Source organism: Caldimonas tepidiphila, assembly GCF_003569765.1.
In the GTDB taxonomy this organism is placed as follows: Bacteria; Pseudomonadota; Gammaproteobacteria; order Burkholderiales; family Burkholderiaceae_C; genus Caldimonas; species Caldimonas tepidiphila.
This window is the reverse complement of record NZ_QXMG01000003.1, coordinates 175957-193895: the sequence shown is the minus strand read 5'-3', so window position 1 is coordinate 193895 and position 17939 is coordinate 175957. Positions and strand designations below refer to the sequence as shown.

The 17939-nt window shown below is 70.9% G+C and carries 12 protein-coding genes; 3 read left to right on the top strand and 9 right to left on the bottom strand.

All coding sequences use genetic code 11. The features are described 5' to 3' along the window. The first annotated feature begins 127 nt into the window (after positions 1–127). Together D3A59_RS25295 and D3A59_RS07585 are read left to right on the top strand one after the other, a co-directional pair. A complete protein-coding gene (locus tag D3A59_RS25295) occupies positions 128–271 on the top strand; it encodes a hypothetical protein (RefSeq protein ID WP_157991447.1) in 144 nt (47 codons plus the stop codon). A gap of 414 nt (positions 272–685) precedes the next feature. Further along, a complete protein-coding gene (locus D3A59_RS07585) occupies positions 686–3562 on the top strand; it encodes an EAL domain-containing protein (RefSeq protein ID WP_157991446.1) in 2877 nt (958 codons plus the stop codon). Between the two features lie 16 nt (positions 3563–3578). Here the strand turns inward: D3A59_RS07585 and D3A59_RS07580 are convergent, their stop codons facing one another. After that, the gene (locus D3A59_RS07580) at positions 3579–4067 is read right to left on the bottom strand and encodes an AP2 domain-containing protein (protein ID WP_119154305.1); all 489 of its coding nucleotides are present in this window, start codon (positions 4065–4067) and stop codon (positions 3579–3581) included. Positions 4068–4350: 283 nt separating this feature from the next. On the opposite strand from D3A59_RS07580, the gene D3A59_RS07575 reads away from it, so the two are divergent. Further along, the gene (locus D3A59_RS07575; RefSeq protein WP_157991445.1) at positions 4351–5202 is read left to right on the top strand and encodes a family 16 glycosylhydrolase; all 852 of its coding nucleotides are present in this window, start codon (positions 4351–4353) and stop codon (positions 5200–5202) included. Between the two features lie 21 nt (positions 5203–5223). Here the strand turns inward: D3A59_RS07575 and D3A59_RS07570 are convergent, their stop codons facing one another. Genes D3A59_RS07570 through D3A59_RS07535 form a run of 8 tightly spaced genes read right to left on the bottom strand, consistent with a single transcriptional unit; the run spans position 5224 to position 17929 of the window. After that, complete coding sequence (locus D3A59_RS07570; protein ID WP_119154303.1) at positions 5224–9891, bottom strand: PAS domain S-box protein; 4668 nt, start codon at positions 9889–9891, stop codon at positions 5224–5226. Between the two features lie 19 nt (positions 9892–9910). Continuing rightward, the gene (locus tag D3A59_RS07565) at positions 9911–11503 is read right to left on the bottom strand and encodes a DUF3131 domain-containing protein (protein WP_205665136.1); all 1593 of its coding nucleotides are present in this window, start codon (positions 11501–11503) and stop codon (positions 9911–9913) included. Between the two features lie 44 nt (positions 11504–11547). Continuing rightward, positions 11548–12870 carry a DUF3131 domain-containing protein gene (locus tag D3A59_RS07560; protein WP_119154302.1) on the bottom strand — a complete coding sequence of 441 codons (1323 nt, stop codon included), beginning with the start codon at positions 12868–12870 and terminating at the stop codon, positions 11548–11550. Positions 12871–12887: 17 nt separating this feature from the next. Continuing rightward, positions 12888–14741 carry a glycosyltransferase family 2 protein gene (locus tag D3A59_RS07555; RefSeq protein ID WP_119154301.1) on the bottom strand — a complete coding sequence of 618 codons (1854 nt, stop codon included), beginning with the start codon at positions 14739–14741 and terminating at the stop codon, positions 12888–12890. Positions 14742–14775: 34 nt separating this feature from the next. Further along, positions 14776–15282, bottom strand: coding sequence for an ATP-binding protein (locus D3A59_RS07550; protein ID WP_119154300.1), 507 nt, complete (start codon positions 15280–15282; stop codon positions 14776–14778). 17 nt (positions 15283–15299) lie between these two features. Further along, positions 15300–15632, bottom strand: coding sequence for an STAS domain-containing protein (locus D3A59_RS07545; protein ID WP_119154299.1), 333 nt, complete (start codon positions 15630–15632; stop codon positions 15300–15302). Continuing rightward, positions 15629–16894: a PP2C family protein-serine/threonine phosphatase gene (locus tag D3A59_RS07540; RefSeq protein WP_119154298.1), complete on the bottom strand. Its 1266-nt coding sequence runs from the start codon at positions 16892–16894 to the stop codon at positions 15629–15631. The genes D3A59_RS07545 and D3A59_RS07540 overlap by 4 nt, the downstream gene beginning before the upstream one ends. Positions 16895–16909: 15 nt before the next feature. Further along, on the bottom strand, positions 16910–17929 hold the full coding sequence (locus D3A59_RS07535; protein ID WP_119154297.1) for a hypothetical protein: 1020 nt from the start codon (positions 17927–17929) through the stop codon (positions 16910–16912). Between the last annotated feature and the right edge of the window lie 10 nt (positions 17930–17939).

Below are 17939 nucleotides of genomic sequence, written 5' to 3'. Positions count from 1 at the left end.
GCGGGGACGCAGCGCCGGAACGTGCTGTGCAGGCAGGACTGGGGTAAGCGAGCTTCGGGTTTCCGGGGTGTTTCTCCCGCGCCGGCAGGACTAAAAAGCAGCATTTCCCACCTCCCAGGAGCCCGCCATGCTGTTCTTCCTGTTCCTGCTCGGGGCACTCGGGGTCGCGATGATCGTCGTTGCCGTGGCCATCGCCCTGGACGACGCCTACACCCGCCACATCGAGGAGGAGGCCGCGAACGGTCCCTTCCCGGGAATTCCGCTGATGTGAGAGGGGCGTCGCCCGCTTGACACCGCTTGGCGCAAGCCCCGGCGCCCGGTGCGCCGGGCAGGCGCCGCGCCGGAAAAAAAACCCCGGCATGCCGGGGTCAATCCTTCGCACTGCTGTCCGCGTGCCACCCTGGGCGGTGGCAGCACAAGAATGCGCCACCCGGGCCGGAACCTGCATCCCGCACTCCCGGGTGAGGCAAGCCCCCGGCCGGGAGCGGTCCCCGCGTTATCCCCAATGTGCAGACTTCACGGCGGATCCTCGGCCCGTGCGAGCGGGGACGGGCGCCGAAATTACAGTACCGGTCCGAACCGATCTTGTGCGGCAGTCGCCGCCCGCCCGACTCCATGCCAGGGAGCTCGCGGACGGGGCCGGCAGGACAGACGAATGACCGCGTGCCGTTGAGGATCTCCCTTCGTGACATTGGATCAGCAGACCCGGCGGGGCGACCCCGCCGCGGAGACCGAGCGCGCGATGCGAAGGCTGGCGGATGAAGTGACGCTGGTGGTGTGGACCTTCGACGAGAACGAGGTCTGCGTGCAGCTCAACCGCGAGGCGCGCGGCTACTTCGCGTCCTACAGACAGTTCTCCATCGCGGGCTGGCAACGCTACATCCATCCCGACGACCTGCCTCAGGTGCGGGCGACGGTCAGCCGCGCCAAGGCCGCGCGCGAGGACTACCAGGTGCGCTACCGCGTCGTGCGCAGCGACGGCAGCATGCGCTGGATGTTCGGCGTCGGCGCCGCCTGCTTCGACGAGCGCGGCCGCTTCAGCGGCTACACCGGCACCATCACCGACATCACCCGCTGGCAGGACCTGCAGCAGCGGCTCGTTCGCAGCGAAGCGCAGTACCGGCTGCTGGCCGAGAACGCGAGCGACCTGATCTCGCGCCACGATGCCCAGGGGCGCTACGTCTATGCGTCGCCGGCCAGCCAGCAGCTGCTGGGCTACCCGGCGCAGGAGCTGCTGGGTCGCCATGCCAACGAGCTGATCCATCCGGAGGACGTGCCCGCGGTGCGCGCCGAGGTCGAGGCCCAGCTCCAGTCGCGCCGCAGGCCGGCGCAGATCGAGCTGCGGTTGCGGCGCCGCGACGGCGACTACGTCTGGGCAGCCACCGCCACGCGCGTGATGTTCGACCCGCGCAGCGGCGCGATGACCGGCACCGTCGCGATCTCGCGCGACATCTCCACCGAGAAGGCGATCCGGCAGCAGCTGCTCGAGCGCGAGGAGCGCTACCGCAGCCTCACCTCGCTGCTGTCGGACTGGTACTGGGAGACCGACGCGCAGGGGCGGTTCAGCGTGGTGATGAAGGAGGCGTCGGGCTGGCTGGGCGCGGACACGCGCCTCCTGCTGGGCCGCACCCGGCAGGAGCTCGCCCTCGACCCCGACGAGCCCGGCCTGCAGCTCTATGCGCAGAAGTTCGCGCGCCGCGAGCCCTTCCGCGACATCGTCTACACGCTCAGGACGCCGAACGGGAGCGGGGTGCGCCATGTCTCCATCGTGGGCGAGCCGGTGTACCGCGACGGCGTCTTCGCGGGCTACCGGGGCATGGCGCGCAACGTCACCGAGCAGCGCGAGATCGAGCAGCGGCTCCAGGCCCTGAGCGACGAGAACCGCAGCCTGATCGAGAATTCGCTCGACCTGGTCTGCACCTTCGACGGCGAGGGCCGCTTCCTGCGCGTCAACCCCGCGGGCTGCCGCATCACGGGCCACGCCGAGCAGGAACTGGTCGGGCGCCTGTCCCGGGATTTCGTGCATCCCGAGGATCGCGCGGAGAGCCGGGCCACCTACCGCAAGCACCTGCGGGAGGGCAGCGGGGAGCTGCGGGACTTCGAGAACCGCTGGATCACGAAGGGCGGCGACGTCGTTCACCTCGCGTGGTCGGCCAAGTGGATTCCGCAGCAGCAGGTGATGTATGCCACCGCGCGGGACATCACGCAGCGCAAGCAGGCGGAGTGGCGGCTGAGGCACCTCGCCACCCACGACACGCTGACGCTGCTGCCCAACCGCGCGCTGCTCAACGAGCGTGCCGACGCGATGATCGCGCTGGCGGACAAGGACCGCGAATCGCTCGCGGTCATGTTCATCGACCTCGACCGCTTCAAGGAGGTCAACGACTCGATGGGGCACGAGGCGGGCGACCTGCTGCTGCAGGAGGTCGCGCAGCGGCTGCGCGCGCGCCTGCGGCCGGGCGACTTCGTCGCGAGGCTCGGCGGTGACGAGTTCGTCGTCGTGCTGCCGTGCTCGAGAGGGGCGGAATCGGCGGCCGCGGTGGCGGGGAAGCTGCTCGCGCAGTTCGACGAGCCGCTGCTGATCTCGGGCGAGGAGGTGTTCGTCGGCGCCTCGATCGGCATCTCCGTCCATCCGCGCGACGGGGCCACCAAGGAAGCCCTGTTCCAGAGCGCCGACAGCGCCATGTACCGCGCCAAGTCCGAGAAGGGCAGCAGCTACCGGTTCTTCACGCGCGAGATGCACGAGGAGGCCCGCAGCCGCCTGACGCTCGAGAGCGCGCTGCGCCGCGCCCTCGAGCGCGAGGAGTTCGAGGTGTACTACCAGCCCCGGCTCGACATGGCGACCATGAAGGTGGTGGGCATGGAGGCGCTGCTGCGCTGGAGCCATCCGCAGCTCGGGCGGGTGCCGCCGGCGCAGTTCATCCCGCTGGCCGAGGAGACCGGCCTGATCGGGCCGATCGGCACCTGGGTGCTGCGGCAGGCCTGCCTGCAGAACCGGCAGTGGGTCGACGGGTTCGGGCAGCCGCTGAAGGTCTCCGTCAACCTGTCGCCCCGCCAGCTGCACGACCCCCACCTCGTCTCGAAGGTGCGGGAGGCGCTGCGGGAGTCGGGGATGGCGGCGGAACTGCTGGAGCTGGAGCTGACCGAGGGCTCGCTGATGCAGGACCCGCAGGCCTCCGCCCAGATGCTCCAGCAGTTGAAGTCCCTGGGGCTGTGCCTGTCGGTGGACGACTTCGGCACGGGCCACTCGTCGCTCGCCTACCTGCGGCGCTTCCCGGTCGACGTCCTCAAGCTCGACCGCGCCTTCCTTCCCGGGCTGACCGAGTTGGCCGAGGAGGCGAGCCTTGGCTCCCTCGCGAAGGCCATCCTGCACCTGGCCCATACCCTCAAGCTGCGCGTGGTCGCCGAAGGCGTGGAGACCCGGGAGGTCCTGGATTTCCTGAGGGAGGCCGGCTGCGACGAGATCCAGGGCTACTACCTCTGCCGACCGGTGCCGGCGGTCGAGTTCGAGCAGTTCGTGCGGATGAACCTCTCGGGGGGCGCCGGGTCCCTGCAGGAGTAGCGCGCCGGCGCAGGGTTCAGCCCCCGGAGCCTTTCGCCTCGAGCCGGTGCTCCTCGACCAGCCGGCGCCGCACCTCCCGGGCCTGCGCGATCGCGCGCTCGATGCGCTCCGGGGTCGCCGTCGCGCGCGTGCCGATGTAGATGCGTGGCGAGGCCTTGCCGTGCTGGGGATGGCTGGCCTGGGCATAGAGCTGCACCGTGCGGCCGTTGCTGTGCAGCTTCTCCACGATCGTCACGCCCTTGTCCTCGCGGATCGCCGAGCGCGGCTGGCGACCGGGATAGCGCTGCTCCCGGTAGTCGATCGCCGCCTCGAGCGCCCGCTCGATGCCGCCGTGGGTCCGGTCCGGGAACCACTTGCTGCGCCGGATGCCGCCTTCGAGCCAGCGCACCTGCCAGCCGTGCCAGCCCTTGCCGGTGTGCGGGCCGCTGTCGACCCGCGAGACATGCGGCGGCACTTCCACCTCGCCGAAGCCGGGGACGTGGACGGTGCGGGGTTCGAGCGGCATGGCGTGGCCTCCTTCGCCATCGTTGCCCGCAGCGGGCGTGCCCGGCCCCTTGGGGGCAGGGGGCTGCGGGGATCAAGGAAAACCGCACGACTGCCTGCCCGCCGGCCGGCCGTGCCTCCATCAAGCGGCCCGCCGCGCATCCGATAACGAGGGTTGCGCCTTTCTCGACGGGCGCAACGATGCGCGGCGGGAGGCCGGGCAGCGGGCCGGGGAGCGGGATTGTCCGCAGGTCGCGCTGCCGCAGGGTTCGAAGGGCTTTGAGGGGTGACGGGGGATGTTCTCGATGCAGGTTCTTGCAGGTCTGGGTCTGGGCGCCGCGCTGCTGGTGGCGGGCTGTGGCGGCGGCAGCGTCGCGGCCGTGCCGCCGGCGACGCAGGGGAGCTTCCCGCACGCCGGGGCCGAGCCGGCCGGGGAGGCGGGCCGGACGGTGGTGAGCGGAGCGCCGTCCTTCGAGGACACGATGGAGTTCGCCGATGCCGCGCGCTGGCAGGCGTCCCGCTGGAACAACGGCGGCCACTTCCTCAACGGCTGGCATCCGGAGCAACTGGCCTTCCACGACGGCCGGCTGCTGATCACGCTGGAGGCGGACACGCAGAGCCGCAGCGGCATGAGCTGCGTGTCGGGCGAGTACCGCAGCCTCCAGCGCCACGGCCACGGCTTCTACGAGGCGCGGCTGATGGCCTCCGGCACGCCGGGGACCGTCACCGCCTTCTTCCTCTACACCGGGCCCGCGGAAGGCACGCGGCACGACGAGATCGATGTCGAGATCAAGGGCGACGACCCGACCCGGCTGCACCTGAACTACTGGTCCGACGGCGTCGAGCATCCGAGCGTCGTCCCGCTCGGCTTCGACGCCTCGGCGGCTTTCCACGACTACGCCTTCCGCTGGACCGCCACCGGCATCCAGTGGTTCGTCGACGGCCGCCTGGTGCACGAGGAGAGCGGCGCGCGCGGCCCCCTGCCGCATCTGCCGGGCTACCTGATGCTCAGCCTCTGGGGGGCGACGGGGACCGGGGCCTGGAGCAGCGACTACCAGGTCACGGACAGGCCCTCGCAGGCGGCCGTCGAGCGGGTGCGCTTCGAGGCGGAGGCGGCGCCGGCCGAGCGCCTGCGGCTGCAGGCCGGCCTGCGCTGAGCTCCTGCCTGCGGCGCGGCCTCAGCCCGTGCCGCGCTCGGTGCCGGCGAGGTCGCGCGCCAGCCGCTCCTTCAGCTCGAGCAGCTGGCGGCACAGGGTTTCGGCGAGCCCGCGCGCCGGCTCGTGCTGCTTCGCGTTGCAGGCGGCCTCGAGACGGGCCGCGGTCTCGCTCGCCGCCGTCGCGGCGAGCATCGACACCGCGCCTTTCTGCGCGTGGGCCAGCGCACCCAGCCGGGCGAGGTCGCCCGCCGCTGCGGCCTGGCGCAGGACCTGGACCTGTGCGTCGGCGTCCGCCGCGAACATCTCCGCCAGTTCGTCGAACAGGCCCTCGTCGCCGCCGAGCATCGCCACCGCACGGTCGCGGTCGTAGAGGGCGGCGGGGGACGCGGCGCCGTCGCCGGGGGGCGGGGCTGGCGGCTCGGGCGCCTCGGCGGCCGGCAGCGGATGCCCTGCGGCGGCGGCGCCGTCCGCGGCGCGCCGCAGCGCGTGCGTCTGGATCTCGTGGTGGAGCGCCTGCCTGGAGATCGGCTTGCTCAGGTAGCCGTCCATGCCGGCGGCGAGGCAGCGTTCGCGGTCGCCCACCATCGCGTGCGCCGTCATCGCGACGATCGGCGTGCGGCGGCCGAGCGCCTGCTCGCAATCGCGGATCGCGCCCGTCGCCTCGAAGCCGCTGAGGTTCGGCATCTGCACGTCCATCAGGATCAGGTCGAAGGCCTCGGCGCACGCACGCTGCATCGCCTCCTCGCCGTCGCCGGCCACCTCCACCCGGTGGCCCATGCCCTCGAGCAGCCGGATCGCGAGCTTCTGGTTGATCGGGTTGTCCTCCGCCAGCAGGATGCGGCAGTTCTCCGCCGGGGTATCCCATCGTGTGGCGTCCCACCCCCGGCGCTCGCGCAGCGAGCTGTGCGTGAAGCCTTCGACCGAGGTCAGCGCGTCGAACAGCATCGAGGGCACCGCGGGCCAGGCCACGCTGCGCTCGAAGGCGGTGCGCACCTCCTCGCTCACCGCTTCGTCCTCGAGCAGGATCGCGACGCGCCGGTGGCTCCCGGTGTCGCACAGCCGCCGCAGCAGCGCGAGATCGGAGTCGCCGCGCACGTCCAGCGCCGAGGACTTCGCGAGCACGCTCTGGACGGCCCGGTGGTGCGGGGCCAGCGATTCCAGCCGGCGCACCGCCTCGGCCAGCGTCGGGACGGTCACCGGCCGCAGCCGCCAAGTCTCCAGCACCGCGCCGAGCCGTGCGTCCGGCAGCGGCGAGGCGTCGAGCACCAGCACGCGGGAGCCCGGCTCGCCGCCCTCGTCCCCGTCCTCCGCGTCGTCCCCGTCGGCCGCTGCCAGCCCGAACGTCGCGGTGAAGTAGAAGGTGCTGCCCGCGCCGGGCGTGCTCCGCGCCCACATCGTGCCGCCCATTAGCGAGACCAGGCGGCGGCTGATCGACAGGCCCAGGCCCGTGCCGCCAAAGCGGCGCGTGGTGGAGGCGTCGGCCTGCGTGAAGGGCTCGAACACGGCTTCGAGCTTGTCGGGCGCGATGCCGATGCCGGTGTCGCGGACGCGGAAGTGCAGCGTGCAGGTGCCCGGAGAGTGGTCCTCCCCTCGCTGCGACACGATCAGCGTCACGCCGCCGCGCTGCGTGAACTTCACCGCGTTGGACAGCAGGTTCAGCAGCACTTGGCGCAGCCGGTGCGGGTCGCCCACCACCCGGCGCGGCACGCCCGGCGCAATGATCCAGTCCAGCGCCAGGCCCTTGCCGCGCGCGCGCTCGTCGAGCGTGCGCGTCGTCGCGGCGACGAGTTCGAGCAGGTCGAAGCCGACGTGCTCGAACTCCAGGTGCCCGGCCTCGACCTTCGAGAAGTCGAGGATGTCGTTGACCAGGTTGAGCAGCGAGCGGGCCGAGTCCTTCACCACGGTGAGCAACTCGCGCTGGTCGGCGTTGAGCTCGCCCTCGAGCGCGAGGTCGGTCATGCCGATGATCGCGTTCATCGGCGTGCGGATCTCGTGGCTCATGTTGGCGAGGAACTGGCTCTTGGCGACGTTGGCCTGCTCGGCGCGCGCGCGCGCCTCGCGCAGCGAGGCCTCGTGCTCCTTGCGCAGCGTGATGTCCTGCGCGAGGCTCAGGCGCCCGATTGTCTCGCCGTCGTCGGCGCGCATCTCGGTGATGACGAGCGAGACACTGACACGGCTGCCGTCGCGGCGCACGTAGCTCCACTCGCGGGGGCGGGCGAGGCGGGCCTCCTCGGCGAACACCTCCGCCGCCTCCACCGCGCGGCCGAGTTCCGCCGACAGCTCGGCGCGGCGCTGCTCCAGCTCCTGCGGGTCGTGGAACTTCGCGAGGGTGTGGCGCCCGACGATCTCGCCGGCCTCCCAGCCGAGCAGCTGCTCGGCGCCGCGGTTGAAGACCGTGACCGATCCGTCCAGCCCGGTCGCGATGACCGAGACCTCGGAAGCAGCGTCGAGCACCGAGCGCAGCTGCGCGGTGGTGCGCGACAGCGCCGCCTCGGCCTGCTTGCGGTCGTGGATGTCCTGCAGCGAGCCCGCCATGCGCTGCGCCTTGCCCGCGGCGTCGAAGTACACCTTGGCCCGTCCGCGGAACCAGCGCCACTCGCCCGACTTGCTGCGCAAGGGCGCCTCGGTGTCGAAGGCCGGTCCGCCGCGCAGCGCCTGATCGAGGGCCGCCGTCACGCGCTCGCGGTGCTGCGGGTGCAGCAGCGAGCGGAAGGTGTCGATGCTCGCCGGCACCTCACCCGGCCGGTAGCCGAGCAGCTCGTAGAAGGTCGGCGACCACCAGGCCTCCTCCGAGCGCACGTCCATCCAGTCCCACAGCCCGTCGTTGCTGCCCTCGATCGCGAGCTCCAGGCGCGCCGTCATCGCGCTCAGGCGTTCGTGCGCGAGCCGGCTCTCGGTGACGTCGGTGCAGATCGACACGTACTTCTCGATCGTGCCGTCCAGGCCGACGAAGGGCGCGACGACGCAGCTCACCCAGTAGAGCGAGCCGTCGCGGGCGCGGTTGCAGATTTCGCCGCGCCAGGGCCGACCCGAGCCGATGGTGTCGCGCATCTCGGCCCAGAAGGCCGGCAGGTGCACGCCCGAGTCGAGGATGCGGTGATCCTGCCCGAGCAGTTCCTCGCGCGGGTAGCCGCTCGTGCGCACGAAGGCCTCGTTGACGTCGACGATGCGGCCCGAGCGGTCGGCCACCGAGACGATTGCGTGCAGGTCGATCGTGCGCAGCAGCGCCTGGGTCTCGCGCAAGGCCGCCTGCAGCCGCGTCTGAGCGTCCTTCTGCGCGGTGATGTCCGACTCGATCGCCATGAAGCCAGTGAGCTCGCCGCGCTCGCCGTGCAGCGGCTGGAGCTCCACGTCGATCCAGGCGTCTCGCCCGTCCTTGCCGCGCTGGAGCAGCTCGCCCTGGTAGGGCTCGCCGCGCTGCTGGGCCTCGCGGATGCGCTGCAGCTCGGCCGGGTCGGTGCGATCGCTGTCGAGCAGCTCGCCCGGCGTGTGCCCCAGCGCCTCCGCATGGCGGTAGCCGAAGATCCGCTCGAAGCCCCGGTTGACCCAGGTGATGCGCCGCTCGGCGTCGGTGATGAAGACGGCGTTCGAGGTGTGCTGCACCACCTTCGCGAGGCGGCGCAGGTCGGCCGTCATCTCCCGCGCCAGCGTCTCGGCGCGGGCGCGGCCGACCGCGAGCAGCCAGGCCGACAGGGCCAGCAGGCCGCTGAGCAGGACTCCCGCGACGCCCAGGGCCACCTGAAGGCCGCGGTCGATCTCGGTCTCGAAGGCGGGCGTGCTCAGCGCGCGCAGCGTCAGGGTGCGGCCCCCGATCGTCATGCCGCGCTCGGCCTCGAACAGCGGATCCCGGGACGGCAGCGCATGCGGCCGGTCCGCCTGCGTCTCGTGCAACTCGTAGACGAGGCGGGCGGGGTCGGTGGCAGGCCCGTCGTAGAGCGCGATGTCGAGCTGCTCGTCGGCGACCTCCGCGATTCCCGCGAGCAGCTCGCGCACCACGATCGGCGCAACGACGAGGCCGGCGAGCTCGCTCAGGCGCCGCCCGGCCGGCTCCGGAAGATCTCCCCCGCGATAGACGGGCGCCATGTACATGAAGCCCGCGCCCTGCCGGTCGTCCTGCACCAGCGTGATGCGGGCGGTGAGCGTCGGCTCGCCGGTCAGGGCCGCGCGCTCGATCGCCGCGCGGCGCACCGCCTCGGAGCCGATGTCGAAGCCCCAGGCGGCCCGGTTCTGCTCGATCGGCTCGATGAACTTCAGCACGTAGAGGTCGGGGGCCTTGCCGCTCGTGCGCACCTGGAAGCCGCTGCGCCCGGCGCTGCGCTCCGCGGCGACGAAGCGCTCGAGGTCCTCGCGCAGCACGCGCTGGCCGAAGCCGAGGCCGCGCAGGCCGGGAAACTCGCCCGGGAGGTCGCGGGCCTCCACGTAGGTGCGCAGCACGTCGGGTCCGGGCTCGGGGAAGGCCGTGAGCACGCTCCTGAGGCTGTTGACGGCGTGCACCGGCTGGCGGAAGCGCTGCTGGATCTCGCGCTCGACCCGGTCGAGCTGGCGGCTGAAGCGCACCTGGGCCGCCGTCTCGATCGAGCGGTCGAGCATGTAGACGCCCGAGCCGGTGAGCCCGAGGCTCGCCAGCAGCACCGCGGCCGGCAGGACCCAGGTCGAGCGGGGCGGGGACGGGGGCCGCTCCTGGTCCATCGCTGCGGCTTGCAAGGGCTCAGCGGGGCTGGACGCGCCAGCCGGGGGAGTAGTCGAACGGCTCGTTGGCGCAGGAGCAGCGTCCACAACTCGGCGCAGCGGGGCCCGCCTGGCTCGCGCGCCACAGGCGGCCGGGGTCGTTGGGCCGCACGCTCGGCGTCGGCGTCTTCACCAGCGATGCACGCACGAAGCGCGGCACGCCCTTCACGTTCTCGGCAAACGGGTCGGCGCCGATCGCCTCCCAGAGGCCGCCGTCGCGCTCGCCCCACTTCAGAAGCTTCCCCTGCACCTTGTAGAGCAGGGCCTCGAGCATGATGCCGTTGTTGTTGGCGGTGTGCTCCCGGATCGGGCCGGAGCCGTTCTCGTAGAGGCCCTCGAAGAAGCCCTTCTTCGGGTCGTGGGCCGAGGAGATCGCGTCGAACAGCAGGTCGGTGTAGGGCGTCTCCCACAGCACCCACATGCCGAGCGCCGCCTTGAGCGCCACCGCCGCAACCTCGGGCACGTACTTGCCGGTGTCGGTGATGGTGTTCCAGGGGTAGCCGTCGGAGTAGATGGTGTCGTAGACGAAGTAGGGCGCGCGGTCGAGCTGATGCTCGGTGCGGGCGGTCAGGATGCCGGTGACCTGATGGCGCATCTCCTGCACGCGGTAGACCCGGTGGCCGAAGTCGGCCATCCAGCACTGCGAGTGGTGGCGGTCGTCGTCGCGGCGGTCCAGGGCCTGGTCCCAGTTCATCTCCAGCGCGTCGAGCACGTAGCTCTCGGCGACGACGTAGTTGTGCTGCGAGAAGCGGCGCGGATCGCGCGTGTCGTAGGGCAGGGCCACGCCGTAGACCTGGATCGTGTCGAAGGGCTCGGGCGCGAGCGCCTGCGCCGCGTTGAAGCCCCAGAGCTCGAAGCCCTTGGCGGCGTACTCCTCGTAGCCGAGCCGGCCCTCCTGCACGTACTGGACCTTGCCCTCCTTGTCGAGCATCGCACCGAACATCGTGCCGTTGCGGTCGAGCACGCGGCGGAAGTCCAGCCGCAGCATGAAGCGGTCGATCGCGTCGGAGTGCTCGGGAAAGCGCTCCTTGGTGATCTTCAGCCAGATGAAGAGCCGGCCGAGGTCGATCGCCGAGAAGCCGATCTCGCCCGGCTTGTTGGTGTAGTCCACCTTCGCGGCGGTCTGCGTGTCGTAGACCTTGTTGGGCATCTCGCCGCGGAAGAGATCCAGCTTCAGCAGCGTGCCGAGCAGCAGCCGCAGCCGGGTGTCGTACTTGTCCTTGTCGATCAGGCCGAGCTCGCGCGCGGCGAGCAGCGCCGCCATGTAGGACGCGGTGTCCCACATCGTCGTCGAGGGGTAGTTCTGCACCGCGTTGACGAACCCGGTCTTCGGCTGGAAGTTGTTCTCGAAGTAGGTCCACGCGATGCGCGCCATCTCCATCTCGCGCTCGGTGAGCGCGCCGCGGCGCGGCGACGACACCTCGGCCGCCACCTGGTGGTGCCTGGCGTCGCTCGCTTGCTGCGCGACGATGCCGCATCCGGCCAGCGCCATCGTGGCGGCGAGCGCCAGCAGCCCCGGCAGCCGCCGCAGCCGCCCGCCCAGGCCCGCGAGTGGTTCCTTCAAGGTCTTCATCGGCATGTCCTCGGGCGCGCCCGGTGTGCGGGCGAGTCCCTTTCTCATCGGTAGTTCACGAAGCGGCCGCCTGCGATGTAGGCCAGGCTCTCCAGCACCACCGCGTTGGTGTTGGCGGTCAGCACCTTGTTGGGCTGCTTGGTCTGCTCGTAGAGCCCGGCGTACCAGCCCTGCTGCGGGTCGTGCAGCGGGGCGACCGCCGCGACGAGGCGGCGCGTGTAGTCGGTGTCGTAGAGCGCCCACCAGCCGAAGGAGGCCTTCACGCTCAGCGTGCGCAGCGCGCCCAGGTCCTCGCCGGTGTCGGAGAGCGTGTACCAGGCGCGGTCGTTGGCGAACACGCTGTTGTAGGCGAAGTAGGGCTTCTGGTCGAGGTGGTCCTCGGTCACCGCGGTGAGCTGCCCGGTGCGCTCGAAGCGCCGCTGCTGCGCCTGCAGCAGCCGCCAGCCCAGCTCGCGCGAGTAGTGGTCCCAGCCGAACTCCAGGCCGTCGAGCACGTAGGGCTCGCTGAGCACGTAGTTGTGCGCGCCGTACTCGCGCTCGCTGCGCCGGTCGTGCGCGATGCGCACGTCCTCGACCTCGGCCCAGGCGAGGTTGCGCGTGTAGCTGCCGGCCGCGGTGACGTCCAGCCCCATCAGCGAGAAAGCGCGCGCCGCGTACTGCTCGTAGCCGAGACGGCCTTCCTGCACGAGCTCGGTGTTGCCGTCGGGGTTGACGCGCGCGCCCATCAGCTCGCCCCGGGACATCATCGCGGCGGTGTCCCAGCGGGCGATCACGGCCCGCACCGCTGGGGTGTGCTGCGGGTGCTGCCACACCAGCACGTTGAAGGGCGCGAGCAGCCGCCCGAGGTCGATCACCGACCAGCCGATGCCGCGCTCCGAGGGCTGGTTGGCGTAGTCGGTCATTGCCAGCGTGCTGGTGTTGTAGGCCTTGTTCGGCAGCCTCCCCTCGAAGAGCGGCATCTTCTGCAGCGAGGCGAGTGCGCGCGAGATGCGCGCGTCGAACTCCGGCTGCTCGATCAGGCCCAGGCGCCGCGCCGCCAGCACCGCCATCAGGTAGGAGCCGGTGTCCCACATCGTCGCCGAGGGGTAGTCCGCGACCGAGGAGGCGAGGCCGGTCTGCGCATCGACGTTGCGCTGGAAGTAGCTCCACGCGATGCGCGCCCAGGCCTGTTCCTGCTCGTTGAGGGGCCGGGTGCCGGTGCGTATCGCCTTCGTGTCGACCGTGGCGGGCAGATCCGCCGCGACGGCGCCCGGTTGCGCCCAGCCGTTGCGCGTCTCCATCCAGATCACCGCGCCGAAGGCGACCACCAGCGCGAGGATCGTGACGATGTAGCTGCGCGCGTGGACCAGGTTGCGTCGGAAGCTCATTCCTCTCCCTCCCTTGTTCAGAAGCCACGGACCGGAGCCGAGGGCCGCTCGACCGCCTCGTCCAGCGGTTGCGACGGATCGTCGTCGGGCTTCCAGACCGCGGCGCGGATCATCGGCAGCATCGCGGCGATGTTGTAGACGCTCCAGACGGAGATGACGATCAGCACCGGCAGCTCGTGCGTCGCGCCGAACGCGAACACGCGCACCGCGGCCACCACGAGGCCGAGCACGGTCAGCACGACCACCGCGATCTGCGGCCAGACCATGTGCAGGTAGTTGCCCTCCTGCCGCGTCTTCGGCGTGACCGGGAACTTGATCTTCTCGCCCTTGAGCACAGTCCACAGCGCGCGCAGGTTGATCGAGAAGAAGGACAGGTAGGACGCCTTGCCCTCCCAGGCCGCGATGCCCCAGGTGCCGAACATGAAGGCCAGCTCGTTGAGCAGCACGAAGGGCAGGAAGTGGACGTAGAAGTCCATCGAGTAGGCCACCACGGGCGAGATGCCGGTGAAGAGCGTGATGATCGGTGCCGACAGGAAGATCAGGTTCCAGACGCCGCCGAGGTAGGACCAGAAGGTGCTGAGGTACATCAGCCGCTGGCGCAGCGACATGCGGCCCTTGAAGAGCGGGTTGTCGCGCAGCGCGATGTCGATCGTGCCGCCGGCGTACTTGAAGCGCTGCGTGGCCCAGGCGAGCAGGTCCTGCGGCGACAGCATCTTCGACTCGACCTGCGGGTGCAGCACCGACTTCCAGCGCTGGTCGGGGTCGTTGTGCAGCACGATCGAGGTGTAGATGTCCTCGGAGACGTGGAACTTGTAGGGCGTGAACTCGGTCTCGAGCGCGAGCTGGCCGCGCACCGCGTCCTCGAAGTCGCGCTTCATCTCCGCATCCGGGATCTTCCTCGACAGCCTGCCGACCTGCGACTCGATCGACATGCCGTAGGCGCGCAGCGCCGCCTGCATCACCGCCTCGCGCCGGTGGATCGAGGCCGCGCCGCAGCAGAAGGCCGCGTTGGCCGAGTTGCGGCGGCGCAGGATCACGTCGTAGAACATCTTCGGGTCGTTCGCGAAGGGGTCGCGCCCGATCGGCATCGGCCCGAACACCTTCTCGATGCCCCGCCCGAGCCAGCGCCCGGGCCGGCCCAGGTACTGCGCCAGCCAGTCGGGCAGGTCCTTGCCGAGCGGGATGTCGTAGAACCATTGCGGCGTCTGCACCCAGGCCATCTGTAGGTCGCGGAAGTAGCCGAGCGTGTGTTCCAGGTAGGTCGGGAAGAGGCGCGTGTCGGCGTCGCAGATGACGATGAAGTCGCCGCTGGTCTGCTCCATGCCGTTGCGCAGGTTGCCGGCCTTGAAGCCGACGTTGTTCGAGCGGGTGATGTAGTTCACCCCCTCCTGGCCGGCGATCTCGCGCATCAGCGGCCGGCGCCCGTCGTCGAGCACGTGGATGCGCACATCGATCGGGTGCGGGTAGCGCATCGCCTTGGCGTCGCGGATCGACAGCCGCACCAGCTCCTCCTCCTCGTTGTAGGTGGTGATGAAGACGTCCACCGAGATCGGCCGGTCGGGGTCGAGCGGCTCGTTCACGCATTCGCTGATCGTCGCGGGCGGGGGCCGGCGCTCGGGGTCGCGCGTGCTCCAGAGGTTCACCGTGAAGAGCACCAGGCCGACGTAGGACATCGTCTCCGCGAAGGCGAGCGGGATGGACAGCCACAGCGCGTCCATGTTGAGCGAGGCGGTCCAGCGCCACCACAGGTAGCGGGCGCCGAACACCAGCGCGAGCACGACGAAGAACTGCCAGAGCGACTCGATCAGCGGCGAATACGGCACCGGGGGCGGCGGGCGCCGGTCCTCGAAGGCTTCGAAATAGAAACGCAAGGTCCTTGTCTCCGGTCTTGGTGGCTTCTTGCCTCTAGGGGCGGGCCGGCTCGTCCCCGATCCGCTTGCTCAGCACGAGGAGATTCCCGTCGGTGCCGGCCTGGTATTCGACCTGGTCGAAAGACGCCATCAGCAGGGCAAGCCCCATGCCGCCCTCGGGCAGCGCGTCGAGGCGCTCCGGGTCGAAGTCGAAGGGATCGTCCTCGCTCGGCCGCAGCCGTTCTTCCGGGATCGACCGGCCGCGGTCGAAGACGCGCAGGCACCAGCGGTCGCCGGCGTCGACGCAGACCACCTGCACATCCGCGTCCGGAGAGCCGGGCGGATAGCCGTGGCGAACGATGTTGGACAGCGCCTCCGACAGCCCCAGGTCGACCTCGCCGGCCGCGGCCTCCCCGAGGCGTTCGGCGGCGAGCGCCGCCACCTCGGCGCAGACGCGCGAGACATCCTCGAGTCGCGCGGCGACGCGGACGCGGTAGATCACCTGCGCGCCCGGCTGCGGTGCGGGCTCGGCACCGGTGGGCTCGTCCTGCGGGGCGTTCATACGGCTAGGGCGGCGGCTCAGGCCGTGACGGCGGCGTCCACGCTTTCGTGAATCGGGAACACGCGGTCGAGCCGCGTGAGCTTGAACACGCCGAGCACGGAGGGGTTGGCGCCCGCGACGAGGATGGCACCCTTGCCGTTGAGGCTCTTGAGCACCGAGACGAGCGCGCCGAGGCCGCTGGAGTCGATCATCTTCACCTTGCCGAAGTCGAGCACCAGCTTCGACACGGTGCCGTCCTTGACCACGTCGAGCAGTGCGTTCCTGAAGGCCGCGGCCTGCGCGGCGTCGAGGCGCGGCGCCTGCACGTCCACCACGGTGGCGCCCTCTCGCTGTTGTACGTCGAGCTTCATGTCCCGCTTTCCCTCTCGTTGGCCGACTGCGGGTCGGCGCCGTCGACATGCTCGAGCACCAGCATCGAGATGTCGTCCTGGAATTCGATGCCCTCGCCGCCGGCCCAGGCGCGGATCTCGCCCTCGAAGGCCCGGGGCAGCTCCGCCGCGGGCAGTGCGGCCGTGGCGGTGAGGAAGTCCACCAGGCGCTGCAATCCGTACGGCACGCCCTGCGGGTTCTCGCACTCGGTGACGCCGTCGGAGTAGATGCACAGGCGCGAGCCCGGCGGCAGCGTCAGCTCGATGTCCCGGTAAGGCACGTCCTCGAACATGCCGACCGGAAGGTCCCCGTCCTCCTCGACCACCCGCACCGCGCCGTCGCGGTGCACGACGAGGGGCAGCGTGTGGCCGGCGCGCACGAGGCGCACTTCACCGTTGCGCGGGTCGAGCAGCCCGAACACGCAGGTCAGGTAGCTTGCGCCGAGGCCGGCCTGCACGAGGCGGGCGTTGAGCCGCCGCACCACCTCGGCCGGCGTCGCGGCCGCGCCGCCGGGCTGCGCCGCGAGCGCGTCCTGCACGATGCCGCCCGAGAAGCGCGGGCTGAGCATCTGCGTGACGATCATCGCCACCATCGCCGAGGCGACGCCATGGCCGGCGACGTCGAAGTTGTAGAAGGCGATGCGGTGCTCGTCGAGCCGAAAGTAGTTCAGTGCGTCGCCCGACACGAAGCGCGAGGGCAGGAAGAGCCACGCGAAGCGCGTGCCGGGCGCGCCGAGCGTCTCCTGCGGCAGCAGGCTCTTCTGGAACACGCCGGCGGCGTCCACGTCTCGCTCGATCTGCTGGTAGGCCGCCTGGAGCTGCTGGTTGCGCTCCTCGAGACCGGCCTGAAGCTCGAGCAGCCGCTGGCCCGAGCGCAGGCGCACCGCGAGCTCGTCGAAGTCGACCGGCTTGCGCAGGAAGTCGTCGGCCCCGGCGTCCAGGCCCTCGATCAAGTCCTCGCGCGTGTCGCGCGAGGACATCAGGATGAAGTAGACGTAACGGCCCGGGCGCTCGCGCAGCGCCCGGCACAGCGCGATGCCGTCCATGCCGTCCATGATCCAGTCGCTCACGACGAGGTCGATGTCCTGGCGGCCCATCAGCGCGAGCGCCTCCTCGCCGCTGGCCGCCTCGGACACCTCGTGCCCGAGCTTGGCCAGCGTGCGGCGCACGACCAGGCGCTGCATCGGCTGGTCGTCAACCACCAGCACGCGCAGCGGAAGCGGGGTCGGGGGCAGGGCGCTCATGGTGCGGCGATGCGTTCAGAAGGTCACGCTCCACGCGATCGAGACGCTGCCGTCGCGGAAGCGGCCGGTGCCCGGAGCGCGCGGGTTGCCGGGGAGCCGATTGCCGGAGTCGTTGGCGTACTGCGCGACGAGGCCGCCGGAGCGGTAGTCCGCGTAGCCGAAACTGTAGGTGAAGTCCGGGTCCCAGGGCTGCTTCTGGCGGCTGTTCGGGAAGCCGTGCAGCGTGCCGCTGACGAACCAGCGCTGCCGGAAGGTGTAGCGGCAGCCGAAGGTCGCCGAGTGCTTGCCGTGCTGGCGCGCGCCGGCCTCGATGTCGGTGTAGCGGTGGGTGTACTTCCACGAGGTGCTGCAACCGACCGCGTCCTCCTCGTCGGGGAGCAGGAACACCGGCTCGAGCGACTTGGGCAGCGGGAACTTGAAGCCGAAGGTCCAGGTGCCCTCGTCGAAGCGCGTGACGCGCTCGCCAAGGGATCGGTCGGGGTTGAAGCGGTTGCCGCCGTCGTTGGTGTAGACGAGGCTCAGCGTGTAGGGCCGCCAGTCCTCGTAGCCGAAGGAATAGGTGAAGTCGGGGTTCCACGGCCGCTGGCGCTCCGGGCTGAGGTAGCGCAGCGCGTTCATGCGCACGAACCAGCCCTCGAGCGGCATGTAGCGCAGCCCGAGCTGGGCGGTCGGGGACGAGGGGATGTCGCCCTGGCTCCTGAAGCCGGCCCCCGACAGCGCGTTGGACTTCAGCGGCACCTCCAAGCCGAGGCGCAGGCTCAGCTGGTGCGGCGCGGTGCCGTCACGCAACTTGTGCAGCGGCAGCGCGAAGGAGCTCTCGAGTCCCTTTCGGAGCGCGCTCTGCTCGTCCGCACCGCCCTCGAAGGGCGGGATGCCGCGATGGGGTGCCTGGTCGCGCGTGCGGGACTGGGCTTGGGCCAGGCCGGGGAGGGCCAGCAGCAGGCCCAGCACCACGAGGGGCGCGCGCCGTCGTTGCGGCGCGATGCTCGCGCTCGTGCCGGCGTTCGTGCAGGGGAGGGGCAGGTTCGGTTTCACGGCGCAGGCA